This window comes from Streptomyces sp. NRRL S-455, from assembly GCF_000717875.1.
Lineage (GTDB): Bacteria > Actinomycetota > Actinomycetes > Streptomycetales > Streptomycetaceae > Streptomyces.
Genome location: NZ_JOCT01000001.1, coordinates 136,649 through 152,706, shown reverse-complemented (window position 1 = coordinate 152,706; position 16,058 = coordinate 136,649). Strand labels below are relative to the sequence as shown.

Sequence of the window (16,058 nt, the reverse complement as noted above, 5' to 3'; positions counted from 1 at the left end):
CAGCACCAGGTCCACCGCCTCCTCGTCGCCGCGTACACAGCGGGCAGCGCCCATGTGAACCACCTCGACGGCAGCACGGGCAGCATCACGGCCGGCAAGTCGGCCGATCTCGTCGGCCTGGACCGTGATCCGTTCGCTGGGCCGCCAGAGGAGATCGCCACCACGCGTGTCCTGCAGACCTGCGTCGAGGGCCGGCGGGTTCACACGGCACCCGACGCCTGAGCCCGGCGGGCGGCTGAACGCGCCGCGGGGCGTGAGCACGCGTGCGCGCTCAGCCGCCCGGGGTGTGTGAGCCGGCGCGTCAGCGGCCCCAGGCGCGGTGGGTCGCGAGACCGATGCCCGCGGCCAGGGCCGCCAGGATCGCCACGCTGGTGAGCGCGGCGGGGAGGGAGAACCAGTCCGCCATGAACCCGATAGCGGGTGGCCCCAGCAGCATGCCGCCGTAGCCCAGAGTGGAGGCGGTGGCGACGCCGCCGGGGCCGGCGAGGGCGCCCGCCCGTTCCACCGCCACGGGGAAGAGGTTCGCGAGGCCGATGCCCGTCACCGCGTACCCGAGCAGGGCCGCCCACAGTGACGGGGCGAGCGAGCCGAGCAGCATCCCGGCCGCCGCCGTGGTGCCGCCGACGACGACGGTCCTGGTCCGCCCCAGGCGTTCCAGGAGCGTCGTGCCGGTCAGGCGGCCCACCGTCATGGCGAGCGCGAAGCAGGAGTAGCCGACGGCCGCCGCGCCCGGCGAGGCGTCCAGGTCCTGTTCCAGGTGCAGCGCGCCCCAGTCGGCCAGCGCCCCCTCGCCGTACGCGGTGCACCCCGCGATCAGGCCGAACACCAGCACCAGGCCCCGGGTACGGCCGTCCAGCCGGCGTGGGGCACTCTTCTCGGGCCGCTCGCGCTCCGGCGGCACGGGGGCCTCGCAGCGCAGGAGCGTACGGCCCGCCACGGCGGTCACGAGCAGTCCGACGACGGTGAGCAGCAGCAGGTGCCGGGTGGGGGAGAGGGCGCCCGCGACCAGTCCGCCCAGCCCCGCGCCGATCATGCCGCCCAGGCTGAACGCGGCGTGGAAGCTCGGCATGACCGGCCGCCCCAGCGCCGTCACGAGATCCACCGCGGCGCTGTTGAAGGCGACGTTGATCCCGCCGTACGCCGCGCCGAAGAGCAGCAGGACCAGGCCGAGCGCCAGGGCCGAGTGGGTCAGCGGAGGCAGGGCGACGCTGAGGGAGAGCAGGACGGCGCAGACCACGGTGACCCGGTGGTTGCCGTAACGGCGGCACAGGCGCCCGGTGAGGACCATGGTGACGACGGCTCCGGCCGAGACGCCCAGGAGGGCGAGGCCGAGGGCGCTGGCGGAGGCGTTCGTCTGTTCCTTGATGGCGGGGATGCGTACGACCCAGCCGGCGAAGACGAAGCCGTCCAGGGCGAAGAAGACGGTGATCGCGACACGGAGTCGGGTGAGGGAGCGGCCGTTGCCCGGCACGGCACTGTGCGTTCGGGGTTTGTTTATTTGCGGCACAAAGTCAGGCTAGGTGGGTGCGGTCGCCGCGACAAGGTGCGACGCTGGGACGAGAGCAATCCGCCGAGGGAACTCGGGAGGGGCGCGATGGGACGTGACGTGCCGGCCCTGGTGTTCACACGGGAGGACCGCCGTCGGTACCGGGACAAGATGCACACCGGTCTGGAAGTGCTGACCCGGATGCTGCGCGAGTCCAGCTTCGAGAGCGAGCGCCCCCGGGTCGGGCTGGAGATCGAGCTCAACCTGGTCGACGACCACGGTCTGCCGGCGATGCGCAACACCGACGTGCTCCGAGCGATCGCCGACCCCTCCTGGTCGAGCGAGCTGGGCCGTTTCAACCTGGAGATCAACATCCCGCCCCGCGAGCTCACGGCAGGCGGCCCCGGAGCCTGGGAGCTGGCCATCCGGGACGCCCTCAATCACGCCGAGGACCGCGCCTCGGCCGTGGGCGCGCACCTGATCATGGTGGGCATTCTGCCTACGCTGAGAGAGTCGGACGTGAGCGGGGCCGCCCTCTCCGGCGACCCGCGGTACCAGCTGCTCAACGAGCAGATCTTCGCGGCGCGGGGCGAGGACCTGCGGATCGTGATCGACGGCGTGGAGCGTCTGTCGACGTACGCCGACACCATCACACCCGAGGCCGCCTGCACCAGCACCCAGTTCCACCTCCAGGTCGCGCCCAAGCAGTTCGCCGACTACTGGAACGCCGCCCAGGCCATCGCGGGGGTGCAGATCGCCCTGGCGGCGAACTCGCCCTTCCTGTTCGGCAGGGAGTTGTGGCGCGAGACTCGCATCCCGCTGTTCGAACAGGCCACCGACACCCGCCCGGAGGAGATCAAGGCCCAGGGCGTACGTCCCCGGGTGTGGTTCGGGGAGCGGTGGATCACCAGCGTCTTCGACCTCTTCGAGGAGAACGTCCGCTACTTCCCGGCCCTGCTGCCGCTGTGCGACGACGAGGACCCACAGGAGATGCTCGACCGCGGCGGCATCCCCCAGCTGGGCGAACTGACCCTGCACAACGGCACGATCTACCGCTGGAACCGCCCCGTCTACGCGGTCACGGGGAGCGGCCCGCACCTGCGCATCGAGAACCGGGTGCTGCCCGCCGGCCCCACCGTCGCCGACATCATCGCCAACGGCGCCTTCTACTACGGACTCACCCGGGCCCTGGTCGACGAGGACCGGCCGGTGTGGACGCGGATGTCCTTCGCGGTCGCCGAGGAGAACCTGCACACCGCGTCCCGCGACGGCATCGACGCCCGCCTGTACTGGCCCGGCGCGGGCGAAGTGCCGGTCACGGAACTGGTGTTGCGGCGTCTGCTGCCGCTCGCCCACCGGGGTCTTGAGCTGGCCGGCATGGACGCGGCCTGGCGTGAACCGCTGCTGGGCATCATCGAGCAGCGCTGCGTCACCGCCCGCAACGGCGCCCTCTGGCAGGCGGAGACCGTCCACCAGCTGGAGAAGGCCGGCATCTCCGACCGGCGTGAGGCACTGCGGCAGATGACCTCGACGTACATGGACTACATGCACATGAACGCGCCCGCGCACACCTGGCCCGTCGACTGACGAGGTCACGCCGGGCTGGGGGTGGCCCGGTCCCGCCAGCTCCGGGCCGGCGTCAGCGGAACGGGCGCGGGCACCCGCGCCGACGTCGTCAGCTCGATGCGCCGTCCCTCGGCCGAGGAGCGGAGCAGGGCGGTCATGGTCTCCAGGACATGCAGGGCGAGTTCGCCGTTCGCGCGCTGCCCGCCCGCGGCGACGAAGTCGAGCAGCCCGACGCCCCGTGCCCCGTCCTCGTACCCCGCCGACACGGGGAGGGTGTGCCACCGGGTGTCGCCGAGTGGGTGGAGCCGTACCTCGCCGTCGAAACGATTGGGGTCGGGGACCGAGAGGGTTCCCGTCTCACCGTGGACCTCGATCGGCGCGGCCGTGGTCGCCACACCGTCGAAGCTCGTGGTGAGGGTGGTCAGCGTCCCGTTCACGTGCTCCAGCACCCCGGAGACATGACTGTCCACCTCGACCGGTATGCGCTCGCCCGCGCGTGGACCCGAACCGATGACGCGCTCGGTGCGCAGCCGTCCCGCCGCCCCGATCACGGCACGCACCGGACCCAGCAGATGGACCAGAGCCGTGAGGTAGTAGGGGCCCATGTCCAGCAGCGGTCCGCCGCCGGCGGTGTAGTAGAAGTCCGGCTGCGGGTGCCAGCGCTCGTGCCCCGGGGTGACCATCACGGCCGAGGCGAACAGGGGGCGTCCGATGCTCCCGGCCTCCACCGCCGCCCGTGCCGTCTGAACGCCCGTGCCGAGGACGGTGTCCGGCGCACATCCCACGCCCACGCCTGCCTGCGCGGCGGCGTCGATGACGGTGTGCGCGTCGGCGAGCGTGGCGGCGAGCGGCTTCTCGCCGTAGACGTTCTTGCCGTGGCCGACGGCACCGAGGGCGATCGCGGCGTGCGCGGCGGGGGTGGTGAGGTTCAGCACCGTGTCCACGTCCGGGCTGCTCAGCAACTCCTCGACCGTCAGCGCCCGGACGCCGGGCAGTTCGGCGGCGGCCGCCGCCGACCGGGAGGTGTCCAGGTCGGCGACCGCGGTGACCCGCACGGCGGCACGGCCGGCGAGGGTGTCCAGGTACGCGCGGGAGATCACTCCGAGCCCTACGACACCGATGCGGTGCGCGTCGCCCACAGCATGCCCCTCTCGATGATGGTGCGGACGTTGCCGTTCTCGAGGACGTCGACGCTGTGCCCCGGTGTCGTCACCACGATCCGCCCGGCACCCCACCGGCGGGTCCAGACCGCCGGCGAGGTGACCGGCCGGTGCCAGGGCTCCCACGGCCGGGTCGGATGTGTGGTGGTGGCCAGAACGTCGATGAGGTCGTCGTGGAGCACCCAGTACTGCTCGGTGTGCAGTTCGAAGTCCTCGATGCCCGCGGTGACCGGGTGTTCGCGTCCGGCCTCGGTGATGCTGATGGTGTGCGGCAGGAAATTGTCCTCCGGCCCGCCGAGGCGCTCACACGGTTCCTTGCCCGGGTGGGTGGCGAACTGGCCGCCCACCAGATGCAGATAGTCGGAGGAGGCGCGGAACGAGTCGGCGATACCGCCGTGCCAGCCGGTGAAGCCGGTGCCGGCCACGATCGCGGAACTCAGTCCCGTCAGCTGCTCGCGCGTGATCTCCGACATCGTGACGCACTGCACGACGAGGTCGGTACCCGCCATGACGGCGGCGTCGGCGTAGACGTCGGTCGACTCCTCGACCCGGACGGCATAGCCGTTGTTCCGGAGGAAGGGCAGGAACAGTTCCGTTGCCTCGACCGGCTGGTGCCCCTCCCAGCCGCCGCGCACCACCAGGGCTCTCTTCGGCGTCATAGGGATCTCACTATGCGCCGGGCGTCAACGCTCACGAAAGGGGGCCGGGCCTCACGAAAGTTTCGCCGTCGCCGCCCGGGCGCCGACCGTCCAGCAGGCCGCGGTGAAGCGGACGTCCGGGCCCTCCACGAAGGGGTCGAAGGCGGCCCGGACCGTTTCGACGACCCGGGCGCGGGTCTGCTCGTCCCCCACCTTGGGCAGGAACATGCCGAGCGGGCCGAGCCGGGTGATGTAGCGGACCAGTTCCTTCTCGGGCAGGGTGCAGACCACGTCGACCGGCCGGATGCCGATGTCGGTCCATCCGCTCTCGGAGAGGATGCCGCGGATCCTGTCCGGGTCGGCGAAGGCGAACTGACCCGGCTCGTCCGGCCGGCGGACGGGGAGCTCCGGCAGGAACGGCCTGGCGGCGCGCTCGGCCGTCGTCATGAACGGGTTCTCGCCCGGATCGCGCCAGACGACGAACCGGAGCGAGGCCTCGTCCCGCACGGCCCTCCGGAGATTCGCGAAGGCCCGTACGGGGTCGTTGAAGAACATGACACCGAAGCGCGAGATGACGGCGTCGAAGGCGCCGGGCTCGAAGGCGTGCTCCTGCGCGTCGGCGCAGACGAAGGACGCGGGCACACCCTCCATCTCGGACCAAGCCCGCGCCGCGTCGATCATCGGGCCGGAGATGTCGACCCCCACGCAGTGACCGGCCCGCCGTGCGACGGCCCGTGTGATGCCGCCGGTGCCGCAGCCCACGTCGAGCACACGGCCCGCGCGCTCGGTGGCCACGGACTCGACGAGCAGCTGCTCGAAGGGCCGGAACATCTCGTCCAGCACCGGCTGGAGATCGACCCAGGCGTGTCCGGCCCGCCCGTTCCAGCGGGCGGCCTGTTCGCCGTCGGTCCTGCGCTCGCCGTCCATGCTCGTGATCCCCTTCGCTTGCCCTCGTCGGCTTCCAGTGACAGCTTTCTACTTCAAGTCGACTTGAGGTCAAGACCATGACAGAACTGGACATCGCCGAAGTGGCGCGGCGCGCCGGGGTGCCCCCCTCGACCCTGCGGTTCTACGAGGAGAAGGGGCTGATCGCCGCCACCGGCCGGCGCGGCCTGCGCCGCCAGTACGACCCCGGGGTGCTGGAGCGGCTGGCGCTGATCGCGTTGGGACGGACGGCCGGGTTCTCCCTCGACGAGATCGCGCGCATGTTCACGCCGGACGGTCAGCCGCGCATCGACCGGCGGATGCTCACGGACCGGGCGGACGAACTGGACCGCAGGATCGGCGAACTCGTCGTGCTCCGCGACTCCCTGCGGCACGCCGCCGCGTGCCCGGCGCCGAGTCATCTGGAGTGCCCCACCTTCCGGGACCTTCTCCACGCGGCGGCGTCCGGCGGTGTCACCCGGCCGAGACGGCGGCCCCCCGGCAGTTAACCGGCCGGCTGTCCGGGCCCGACCCTGGCCGCGGGCAGTCTCACCCGTCGCCGTTTCCGGCCGGTACGGGCTCCGGAGTCGTCGTCAGGGTCGCGACCCCACGCGCCCGCAACTCCGCCAGCACCGTCGCGTCGGCCCTGTCGTCCGTCACCAGCGTCCAGCCCTCGCGCAGTGCTACCGCCCAGGCCCGCCCCGCGGCACCGCTCGGGATGGTCGGTCCACGCTCTGGGCAGGTACAACTCACGGTCAACGGCGGCGTGTCCACGCGGCGTGGCATGGACAAGAGAGACCGCGATCTGGGAGTTCTCGATCCGCCCGGCGGTGCCGGTGTACTGGCGCCGCACCCCGACGGTCGCGTTCCCCTGGACTCGGCAGGAAACCCGCATTCGGCTTGATCCTCCGGCTGGTCATCCCGTGAGCGCGGCGAAGTCACCCACGGGATGTGCGCACCTGGTGAACCGGGAGGCGAGACGCCGTTGCGTGGTCCGGGCGCCGGTTATGCAGGGATCAGACGCCAGAGGGACGTGGTCTCGGCACTTCGTGCTGTGTGGAGTGGGTCGGCGGCGTCCTTGGAGCGTGGGTGCCGGGGCTTGGTATCGATCTTGTCCACGACGCGAAGTCGTGCTGCCTGGACGGCGTCGAGCAACTGCTGACGTGTCCGGAGGCCGAGGTGCTCTGCCAGGTCGGACAGGATAAGCCAGCCCTCCCCGTCTGGTCGGAGGTGGGCGGATAGTCCGGCGAGGAAGCTGTGGAGCATGGTGCTGTCCGGGTCGTAGACGCCTTGTTCGATGGGGCTGGTCGGGCGGGCGGGGAGCCAGGGCGGGTTGCACACGATGAGGCCGGCGCGGCCTTCGGGGAACAGGCCGGGCCCCGATACCTCGATACGGTCGGTCAGCGCGAGCCGGTGGACGTTCTCCCTGGCGCAGGCCAGGGCGCGTGAGCTGATGTCGGTGGCCACGACGCGGTTGATACCGCGGTGGGCCAGGACCGCAGCGAGGACACCGGTTCCCGTGCCGAGGTCGAATGCCGTACTGGTGGCGGGACTGTGCCAGGTTGCCGGTGGCAGTGGCGTGTGGGCGACCAGATCGACGTACTCGCCTCTGACGGGTGCGAAGACGCCGTAGTGGGGGTGGATTCGGGTCCCGAGCGCCGGCACGTCGATCCCTTTCAGGCGCCACTGGTGAGCGCCGATCACGCCTAGTAGTTCCCGCAGAGAGACCGCCATGGGTCCCTTTGAGGGGCCATAGGCTTCCAGGCACGCCTGGCGGACGTCCGGGGCTCGGCGCAACGTCAAGGTGTAGTCGTCGTCCAACAGCACCAGGAGCATTCCGAGGACACGGGCTCGGTGACTGCTGCCGCGTCGGTGCAGGTGGAAGTTCTCGCTCAGGGACGTGCTGGGCCTGGGCGGCTTGCGGTCGATGCGGCGGCCCATCGCCTGCAGGAGTTGCCGGGCGTTGTGGAAGTCGCCTTGCCAGAGCAGGGCCGTTCCTTCGCACGCCTGTCGGTAGGCGTCGTCGGCCTTCATCCGGTCGTCGGCGACGACGGTTCGCCGGGGAGGAGGGGCGGCGTTCTCGGAATGCCAGCGGGCGGACTGATGGGTGTGGTCTTCGGTCCAGTGGATGGTGGACACCACGTACTCCTCGTGGTCGAACGTGCAGGGGCACGAAGAGCACTTCGACGAGGAGCAGACTGAACCCACGCCTGCCCATCGGACAGGCGTGTGCGTTGCGGCCGGTGGCCGTTACCGCTCTCGCGTCGAAGCGCGAGAGCACACGTCCCAGACAACCATGCCGAGCATCAGGGTGAGCCCTTTCCGGAGGAGTGGCAGAAGGCTCGCACAGGTGCTGCTCGGCTGCCAAAAGCACCAGTGAGGCCAGGTCAACGGTCTGGCCCCGCTGCCGCTGCCGCTGCCATCGTCACCGGCAGCGGATCACCGCACCACCACCCATCCTCGACCTCGAACACCCGGTCCACGGCGGGGTGTTCGTACAGTCCGGCCACCGGGAAGGATGAGGTTGGGCCCGATGGTGAAAGCCGCTGGAGGGGAGAGACGCTGAAACCCCGGTGAGACCGGCCGCCCGCCCGTCGGCGCGCTGTCCGCCTTCGCACCGTCACGAGGCCCGACATCCCAGGACGTGCCATGGCCTCGGCCGTGCCCTGCCTCGAAGCGCTGTCGGGTTCCGGAAGGGAGAAGCCGTGCCCCAGTCCGAAGACGCACGTCTCGCCGATCTCGAGGCACGACTCGAGCGGCAGGACCCCGGGTTCGTCCGGGCCATGAGATCCGGTCGTCCGGCCCGGCCCCGGGAGCACCGGCGTACCGGGGCGTGGTGGGGACTGGCCCTCGGCTTCGCGGTACTGGGCTCGGGCATCGCCCTGGCCCAGGGACTCCTCATCGCGGCCGGACTGGTCCTGGTCGGCATTGCGGCCCAAGGGGTCGATCCGGACCCCTCCCGCCTGGGCCGCCAGGGGCCGAGGCGACGCTGACGCCCGGGGCGCTGCCGCCCCACGCCCGCGTCACCACCCCGGTCGGACGCCGGCCTGTGCTATGCCCCGGCCCACTTCCGCAACAGCGCCTCGCGCTCCGCGCGCGGCGGAGTGCCCGCGGCCGCGTGGTCGCGGCCCCAGGCGAGGAGGTCGGCGATCTCGGCGGTTCCGTCGGCGAGCCGCTGGAGGAGGGTCGTGGAGAGCTCGTACTCCGAAGACAGGTAGATCCCTCCGGCGACGGCGGCGAACGCGTCCGTCCGGACGGTCTCCCCGGCTGTCACCACATCCACGGAGAAGGCGGGCGGTGGCTCGGCGCCCCCCGCGACCGCGGCCAACGCGGTGTCGAAGGCCATGGCCGCCAGTCGTCGTGCCCCGGACCGCACCGCCACGTCGTGCGTCTCGATCCGGACCACCTCGTCCCACGTCCAGAACCGGCCCTCGCCGACCCCCGGCGCCTCGACGCCCTTCCGGGACAGTCGCACTCCGGAGGCCGCGCCCGTGGGCTCGGCCCCCACGTACACGGAGTCCTCGCCGATCCAGAACAGGCCGACCATGGCCATGAGCGCCTCCCGCGGGTGGTCAGGGGGAGAGCGGGCCCGCACTCCCCGTGTCGTCGCTGTGGGAGACGGCTGAGGCGGGCGAGAGGTTGCGATCTTGCCGGCCGGACCCTGCGGAGCGGAGGGCGGCCGGGTGCCGCCGTCAGGGTGCCGGCGTAACCCGTGTGAACGCCTCGGGTGGTGGGGCGAATCGGGATGACTGACGGTGGTTCACGTCGAGGCCGGGTCTCGTGAGCTGGCGTGGGGCCAGCTGCTCGGCCCATGACGGAAGGACTCACCGATGCGCTCTGCCCGCATGCTGCTCGCGACGGCCACGGCCACGGCCGCCCTCGCGATCGCCGCACCCGCCGCCTACGCCGAGGCGATGGGTGACTGGGACCACGACAACACTTCCTACAGCAAGGAGCACCACAAGGAAGGCAAGGACCACGCGCCGCGCGGCGGGGTACACACGGGTGGCGGAGCGCTGTCCGTGGCGTCGAACGACAACTGGGACGAGGGCACCTACAAGGACGAGCACGGCAAGGACTCGCACGGCGACAAGAAGGACGAGTACGGGAAGGGACGAGTACGGCAAGGACGAGTACGGCAAGGACGAGTACGGCAAGGACGAGTACGGCAAGGACGAGTACGGCAAGGACGAGTACGGCAAGGACGAGCACGAGAAGGGCTGGAAGGGCGGGCACGACAAGCCGCACGGCGGGGTGCACACCGGTGGCGGCGCCCTGGCCTCGGTGCCCGGCGTCACGGCCGGCGGGCTCGCGGTGCTGGCGGTGGCCGGCACCGGTCTCTACGCGCTGAGGCGCCAGAAGGCCTCGCAGGGCGCGGCATGACCGATGCCTGACCTCATAGCCGCCGTGGCCGCCGCACGCACCCCTCGCGTCGCGGCGGCCCGGCACGTCCTCCCGTGTGCTCCGTCCGCTGCCCTGTTCCTTCCGCTGCCGTGCCCGAGTGAGGTGGTCTCCGATGGCAGCCAGCCCTTCTTCCTCTCCCGCCGAGTCCGGCCCCGCACCGTCGAGGCGGCGACTCCGCACCGTCGTGACGGTCCTCTGGTCCGTGGCCGCCCTGGTCCTGACCGTGAACCTGGTCGCCGGGTGGGAGGAGCCGTCCGACGACGGCGCCCCACCGCATGCCCCACCGGCAGTCTCGAGCGCCACCTCGGCCGCGTCCAGGGGACCCGACGAGCCGCCCCGGCCGCACCGCTCCGGCCCCTCCGAGACGCGCGCCCCTCTGCCGCGGTCCCGGCCGGTCCGGCTGCTCATCCCAGACATCTCGGTGAACGCGCCCTTCACCGACCTCGCCATCGGCCGTTCGGGTCAGCTCGAGCCCCCTCCGCCCGACAACATCAACCTGGTCGGCTGGTACGCCAAGGGCGTCTCGCCCGGTGAGGCCGGTACCGCGATCATCGCCGGGCACGTGGACACCGCGACGTCCCCGGCCGTCTTCGCGCGGCTCGGCGAGCTGAAGAAGGGGGACCGGTTCCACGTGGTACGGGCCGACGGCAGGAAGGCGACCTTCGCGGTCGACGAAGCCGATTCCTTCGACAAGGACCGCTTCCCCAGCGAACGCGTCTACGGCGACACCCCCGATGCCCAGGTCCGGCTCATCACATGTGCGGGCGCCTACGACCGCAAGGCCCGGGACTACACCGAGAACCTGGTGGTGTTCGCCCACCTCGTCTGAGATCCGGGCCCCCGCCCGGACCCGGTGTCTTACAGTGAGTGACAACACCAGTTCAGGCGACCGTGGGACCTGTGAGGTATTCGCGAACCATGACGACAGAGACGTTTGAGTTCCAGGTAGAGGCACGTCAGCTGCTCCAGCTGATGATCCACTCGGTCTACTCGAACAAGGATGTCTTCCTGCGCGAGCTCGTCTCCAACGCCTCCGACGCGCTCGACAAGCTGCGTCTGGAGAAGCTGCGGGACGACTCGCTCGACGCCGACGTGTCGGACCTGCACATCCGGATCGACGTCGACAAGGACGCCCGTACCCTCACGGTGCGGGACAACGGCATCGGGATGTCGTACGAGGAGGTCGGCCGGCTCATCGGCACCATCGCCAACTCGGGCACGGCCACCTTCCTGAAGGAGCTGCGGGAGGCCCAGGAGGGCGGCGACGCCGAGGGGCTCATCGGCCAGTTCGGCGTCGGCTTCTACTCCGGGTTCATGGTGGCGGACGAGGTGACGCTGGTGACCCGCCGCGCGGGCGAGAGCCAGGGGACCCGGTGGACCTCGCGCGGCGAGTCCACGTACACGCTGGAGCGGGTCGACGACGCGCCGCAGGGCACCTCGGTCACGCTTCACCTCAAGCCCGCCGACCCCGAGAACCAGCTCCACGACTACACCTCCGCCTGGAAGATCAGGGAGATCGTCAAGCGGTACTCGGACTTCATCACCTGGCCGATCCGGATGGTCCCGGAGGCGGCGGGCGACGGAGACGGCACTCCCGAGCCCGAGACGCTGAACTCGATGAAGGCGCTGTGGGCGCGGTCGCGCGACGAGGTGTCCGACGACGAGTACCACGAGCTGTACAAGCACATCAGCCACGACTGGCGCGAGCCCCTGGAGACGATCCGGCTCCAGGCCGAGGGGACCTTCGAGTACCAGGCCCTGCTCTTCGTGCCCGCGCACGCGCCGCACGACCTGTTCACGCGGGACTTCCAGCGCGGTGTCCAGCTGTACGTGAAGCGCGTCTTCATCATGGACGACTGCGAGGCGCTGCTGCCGCCCTACCTCCGCTTCGTCAAGGGCGTCGTCGACGCGCAGGACCTCTCGCTCAACGTCTCCCGCGAGATCCTCCAGCAGGACCGGCACATCCGGATGATGCAGCGCCGGCTGACCAAGAAGGTCCTGTCGACGATCAAGGAGATCAAGACCAAGGACGCCGACCGCTACGCCACCTTCTGGCGGGAGTTCGGCACCGCCCTGAAGGAGGGCCTGGTCACCGACTCCGAGAACCGGGACGCCATCCTCGCGGTCTCCTCGTTCGCGACGACGCACGCCGAGGAGCCGACCACGCTCGCGCAGTACGTGGAGCGGATGAAGGACGGCCAGGACGACATCTACTACATCACCGGCGAGTCCCGGGAGAGCATCGAGAACTCCCCGCACATGGAGGCGTTCCGGGACAAGGGCGTCGAGGTCCTGCTGCTCACCGACGCCGTCGACGAGGTGTGGGTCGACGCCGTGGGCGAGTACGAGGGCAAGAAGCTGCGGTCCGTCGCCAAGGGCGAGATCGACCTCGACGGCAAGGACGACGAGAAGGCCGACGGGGAGCGGGAGAAGCAGGCCGAGGAGTACGCCGGGCTGCTCGGCTGGATGCGGGAGCAGCTGGACGAGGACATCAAGGAGGTGCGCCTCTCGGCCCGGCTCACCGTCTCCCCGGCCTGCGTGGTCTCGGACGCCCACGACCTCACCCCGGCCCTGGAGAACATGTACCGGGCGATGGGCCAGGAGGTGCCGCGCACCAAGCGGATCCTCGAGCTCAACCCCGATCACCTGCTGGTCAAGGGCCTGAACCAGGCGTACAAGGAGCGCGAGGACCGCTCGGGACTCGTCGAGTCCGCGGAGCTGCTCCACACGCTGGCGGTACTCGCCGAGGGCGGCCGCCCCAAGGACCCGGCGCGTTTCGTCAAGCTCGTGGCCGACCGCCTGGAGCGCACGCTGTAGGCCGCGGACGGATCAGGGGTGGTCCGGGGCGTCCGCTCCGCGCGCGCCGGGCGGGGTCGTGCCGGTGCCCGGTGGCACGACCTCGCCCCGGACCACCCGCCGCGCGGGGCCCGTCCCGTCCCGTTCCTCCTTCGCGGCGCGTGCCTCGGCCTTGAGGATGCGGGCCGACTTTCCGGCCGAGCGGGCCAGTTCGGGGAACTTCTTGATCCCGATGACGGCTATGACGACGATGAGAAGAATCGCGAGCTCGCTCAGTCCGAACATGGTGTCGTGTCCTTTCTCGCCCGGGCCGGGCACGGCGTGAGCGTATCGGGCGGGAAGCACGGCGTGGCCGCCGTCTCGGGATGCGGGTCCAGGTGCCGGCGCGGATGGGGCAGCATGCCGTGGTCGAGCAGGGCCTGCTCGACGTGCTCCGCCGTCGGGGCGCCGCGCCGGCTCAGGGGCTGCGCACACGGCGGTGCCGCAGCCCGCCTCCGTGGCGGACTGCGGCACCGGGCCGGACGGGAAGGGCTCAGCCCACGACGCGGCCCAGCTCGATCCGGTCGATGTTCGGCGCCCAGGCGTTCGCGTTGCCGAACGTCACCTGGTTGGCGCCCTTGGTCAGGTCGACAGGGACGCCGACCGTCCAGTAGTCGTCCCAGCTCCAGGTGTTCTTGAAGGTGACCTTCACCGGCGCGCCGGACCCGACCGCGATGTCCGCCGTACGGGACATGATGTCCGTGTTGTAGGCGTGGCCGTTGTCCCGGCGGTCGTTGTGCGCGTAGTGGACGACCAGGAGGTAGCGGCCGGCCCGGGGCGCGTTCACCGTGAACTCGGCGGTGCTGGAAGGGCTGCTGCCGAGCCGGCCGATGTACGAGCCGGCGGAGGCGTGCGGAGAGTCGACGAGTCCGGCCCCGCCCGCGAGTTCGGCCGAGGCGCCCTCGTAGGAGAGGGTGCCGGCGGCCGAGCCGTCGCCGGAGACGTCGAGGGAGCGGACGGCGGCGTGGCCGGACGTCATCGCGATCCGGTTGTTGCCCGCGACCAGGTAGAGCCGCAGCGGGCGGCCGGGCGCCGCCGTGACCGTCTCACCGTGCAGGCTGAGCCTCACCGCCGCCGAACTCCGCGGCACCACCGTGTAGTAGCCGTCCCGCGGCGCGTAGACGTCGAACACCGCCGTGTCGCCCGAGCGCAGGACCAGGGCGCCCGTGCCCACACCGGCCGACGACGAGTAGTCGTACGACGGCTTGCCGCTGATGTCCGCCAGCGTGGCCTCGTACGACGCGGAGGGCGCGCCCGTACGTGCGGTCAGGTCGATCCGGTCGAGGGTGACCTCGGCATCGCCCTTGGACAGGGTCAGCTGGTGCGAGCCCGCCTTCAACTGGACGGTGACGTCCTTCTTGGCGCGGTAGGTCCAGTTCTCGGTGGAGGGATAGGTGACCGTCACCGGGTCGCCGCCGTCGACCGACAGTTTCTGTGTGGCGGGGCCGCCGGACTGGTTGCCGTACAGGATCGCCAGGTCGTAGGTGCCGTCCTTCGGCACCGTCACCGAGAAGGCGACCTTGCTGCCGGGCTGGTTGAGGGAGCCGACGTCCTTGGTGCCGGAGGCGGCGTAGCCGTTGGCGTTCTGGACCGTGCCCTGGGTGTAGACCTTGCCGTCGGTGATGGCCGCGTCCTCGGCCTCGTACGACGCCGACCAGGGGACGGACGCCGCGGACGGGCTGCCGGATCCGCCGGGGGTGAGGACGATCCGGTACGCCGACATCTTGTGCAGGCCGCGCAGCGGGACGGTCACCGAACCGTCGGCCGTGACCTGCACCTTGGTGCGCGCGAGGACCCGCGGCGCCGCGTGCTGTCCCTCGTATCCGGACCAGGCGGCCTCGGCGACGGTCGCGGTGACCGTACGGCCGAACACCGACCGGGGGACGCTCCGCACGACCACGTCCGAGTCACCGGCGGAGCCGCCGAGCAGCACCTGCGCCTGGCGGCGGGAGGTGTCGAGGGACGCGAGCCCCTGGAGTGTGTCGATGGTGTCGGGCTGCGGCGGGGTCACCTTCACGGTGTCCCCGGTCATGCCCGCGTACCAGCGGAACAGCCACCAGCCGCCGTTGGGGATGTTCGACCGCACCACGTGGCCGCTGAGATTGCCGGCCGCGTCCCAGTACGCCATGTTGGCGTACACCTTGTTGCGCTCGAACATGGACACCCACTGCACGAGCTGCCCGGGCACGGACAGGTCGCGGCGGTTGGCGTACTCATCGATGTTGATCTTCAGCGGGGCGATGCCCGCCTCGCGCTCCAGTCTGCGGTAGTCGTCGTAGTGCGCCTGGAAGTCGCGCAGGGAGCCGGAGCCGAGCTCATGCCAGGTCATCACCTGGGGCAGCACGTTCTCCCGCTTGGCGAAAGCGAGGAAGTCCTTCAACAGGCGGGTGTGATAGGCGGCTTCGTTGGGGCCGGCGATGCGCGCGTCCGGGTCGATCGCACGGATCCGCTGGTACACCGTCTTCCAGTCCTTGAAGAACCGGTCGCGGTTCTTCTCGTACTGGGCCTGGTCGGCGACGTCGAGTTTGTACCAGATCTGGTCGGGCTCGTTGAACGGGATGTAGACGAAGCGCTCGCTGTTCGGATCGGCCGAGACCTCCTTGACGATCTTGTCGACCTTGGGGAGGTAGTCGTCGATGCCGAGGTCCTCGTAGGGCCACTTGGCGTAGACGTCCTGCATCATCACGTTGATCTCGCCGCCGCCGTTGCGGAAGAACGACGTGGAGACCGTGAGCGCGTCACCGTTGGGGTGCTGGGCGCCGCCCTCCGGTTTCTGCGAGATGCTGGTGATCTTCAAGGGGGCCATCGCGGCGTCGCTGGGCACGCCGTCGTCGCTGAGCCCGTACAACGAGCCGTTGGCGCCCAGCATCACCGGCCCCTCGGAAGCGCTGAGGTCGGCGGTGAGGCGTTGCGGGTCGGACGCGGCTGCCGCGTGGCCGGCCGCGGGGAGGGTGGCTGCCATGGCGGCTGCTCCAAGTAGTGCTGTGATCAGGGCGGTTCTGGTTCGGGATCTGGCGCGGGCGGGGGTGATCACGCTGCTGGACC

14 protein-coding genes and 2 pseudogenes are annotated in these 16,058 nt (G+C 70.8%); 7 read left to right on the top strand and 9 right to left on the bottom strand.

Annotated features, from left to right (window positions below; translation table 11 throughout):
- Nucleotides 1-24: 24 nt before the first annotated feature.
- Nucleotides 25-222: pseudogene (locus IE97_RS39690) on the top strand (amidohydrolase family protein); the annotation flags it as partial.
- Between the two features lie 79 nt (nt 223-301).
- Here IE97_RS39690 and IE97_RS0100645 read toward each other — a convergent pair.
- Entirely contained in the window at nt 302-1,471 is a 1,170-nt protein-coding gene (locus tag IE97_RS0100645; protein ID WP_030147165.1) for an MFS transporter, read from the bottom strand.
- Between the two features lie 123 nt (nt 1,472-1,594).
- Between IE97_RS0100645 and IE97_RS0100640 the strand changes: the two genes are divergently transcribed.
- Nucleotides 1,595-3,073 (top strand): glutamate-cysteine ligase family protein, encoded by a 1,479-nt coding sequence (locus IE97_RS0100640; RefSeq protein ID WP_030147164.1) that lies wholly within the window; start codon nt 1,595-1,597, stop codon nt 3,071-3,073.
- Between the two features lie 5 nt (nt 3,074-3,078).
- On the opposite strand, the gene IE97_RS0100635 is transcribed toward IE97_RS0100640, so the two are convergent.
- The 3 genes from IE97_RS0100635 to IE97_RS0100625 are packed head-to-tail and all read right to left on the bottom strand — an operon-like array spanning nt 3,079 to nt 5,777.
- On the bottom strand, nt 3,079-4,191 hold the full coding sequence (locus IE97_RS0100635) for a Gfo/Idh/MocA family protein (protein WP_030147163.1): 1,113 nt from the start codon (nt 4,189-4,191) through the stop codon (nt 3,079-3,081).
- Nucleotides 4,161-4,871 carry a ThuA domain-containing protein gene (locus IE97_RS0100630; RefSeq protein ID WP_030147162.1) on the bottom strand — a complete coding sequence of 237 codons (711 nt, stop codon included), beginning with the start codon at nt 4,869-4,871 and terminating at the stop codon, nt 4,161-4,163. The genes IE97_RS0100635 and IE97_RS0100630 overlap by 31 nt, the downstream gene beginning before the upstream one ends.
- 51 nt (nt 4,872-4,922) lie before the next feature.
- Entirely contained in the window at nt 4,923-5,777 is an 855-nt protein-coding gene (locus IE97_RS0100625; RefSeq protein WP_030147161.1) for a class I SAM-dependent methyltransferase, read from the bottom strand.
- A 77-nt stretch (nt 5,778-5,854) separates the two neighbouring features.
- Here IE97_RS0100625 and IE97_RS0100620 point away from each other — a divergent pair, with 77 nt between their 5' ends.
- Complete coding sequence (locus IE97_RS0100620; RefSeq protein WP_030147160.1) at nt 5,855-6,283, top strand: helix-turn-helix domain-containing protein; 429 nt, start codon at nt 5,855-5,857, stop codon at nt 6,281-6,283.
- A 187-nt stretch (nt 6,284-6,470) separates the two neighbouring features.
- On the opposite strand, the pseudogene IE97_RS39685 reads toward IE97_RS0100620, so the two are convergent.
- Together IE97_RS39685 and IE97_RS0100615 are read right to left on the bottom strand one after the other, a co-directional pair.
- Nucleotides 6,471-6,648, bottom strand: a pseudogene (locus tag IE97_RS39685) (transposase); the annotation flags it as partial.
- 131 nt (nt 6,649-6,779) lie between these two features.
- Nucleotides 6,780-7,913 carry a methyltransferase gene (locus tag IE97_RS0100615; RefSeq protein WP_030147159.1) on the bottom strand — a complete coding sequence of 378 codons (1,134 nt, stop codon included), beginning with the start codon at nt 7,911-7,913 and terminating at the stop codon, nt 6,780-6,782.
- A gap of 566 nt (nt 7,914-8,479) precedes the next feature.
- On the opposite strand from IE97_RS0100615, the gene IE97_RS0100610 reads away from it, so the two are divergent.
- Nucleotides 8,480-8,767, top strand: coding sequence for a DUF3040 domain-containing protein (locus tag IE97_RS0100610; protein WP_030147158.1), 288 nt, complete (start codon nt 8,480-8,482; stop codon nt 8,765-8,767).
- Nucleotides 8,768-8,826: 59 nt separating this feature from the next.
- Here IE97_RS0100610 and IE97_RS0100605 read toward each other — a convergent pair whose 3' ends face one another.
- Nucleotides 8,827-9,327 (bottom strand): hypothetical protein, encoded by a 501-nt coding sequence (locus IE97_RS0100605; protein ID WP_030147157.1) that lies wholly within the window; start codon nt 9,325-9,327, stop codon nt 8,827-8,829.
- A 452-nt stretch (nt 9,328-9,779) separates the two neighbouring features.
- On the opposite strand from IE97_RS0100605, the gene IE97_RS38070 reads away from it, so the two are divergent.
- The 3 genes from IE97_RS38070 (at nt 9,780) to htpG (ending at nt 12,995) form a co-directional block, all read left to right on the top strand.
- Entirely contained in the window at nt 9,780-10,157 is a 378-nt protein-coding gene (locus tag IE97_RS38070; protein ID WP_420706029.1) for a hypothetical protein, read from the top strand.
- A gap of 133 nt (nt 10,158-10,290) precedes the next feature.
- On the top strand, nt 10,291-11,007 hold the full coding sequence (locus IE97_RS0100595) for a class F sortase (RefSeq protein WP_078603031.1): 717 nt from the start codon (nt 10,291-10,293) through the stop codon (nt 11,005-11,007).
- Between the two features lie 89 nt (nt 11,008-11,096).
- Nucleotides 11,097-12,995, top strand: coding sequence for a molecular chaperone HtpG (gene htpG, locus IE97_RS0100590; protein WP_030147155.1), 1,899 nt, complete (start codon nt 11,097-11,099; stop codon nt 12,993-12,995).
- A 12-nt stretch (nt 12,996-13,007) separates the two neighbouring features.
- Here htpG and IE97_RS0100585 read toward each other — a convergent pair whose 3' ends face one another.
- Nucleotides 13,008-13,259, bottom strand: coding sequence for a twin-arginine translocase TatA/TatE family subunit (locus IE97_RS0100585; RefSeq protein WP_030147154.1), 252 nt, complete (start codon nt 13,257-13,259; stop codon nt 13,008-13,010).
- Between the two features lie 247 nt (nt 13,260-13,506).
- Nucleotides 13,507-15,975 (bottom strand): CBM35 domain-containing protein, encoded by a 2,469-nt coding sequence (locus IE97_RS0100580; RefSeq protein ID WP_030147153.1) that lies wholly within the window; start codon nt 15,973-15,975, stop codon nt 13,507-13,509.
- Between the last annotated feature and the right edge of the window lie 83 nt (nt 15,976-16,058).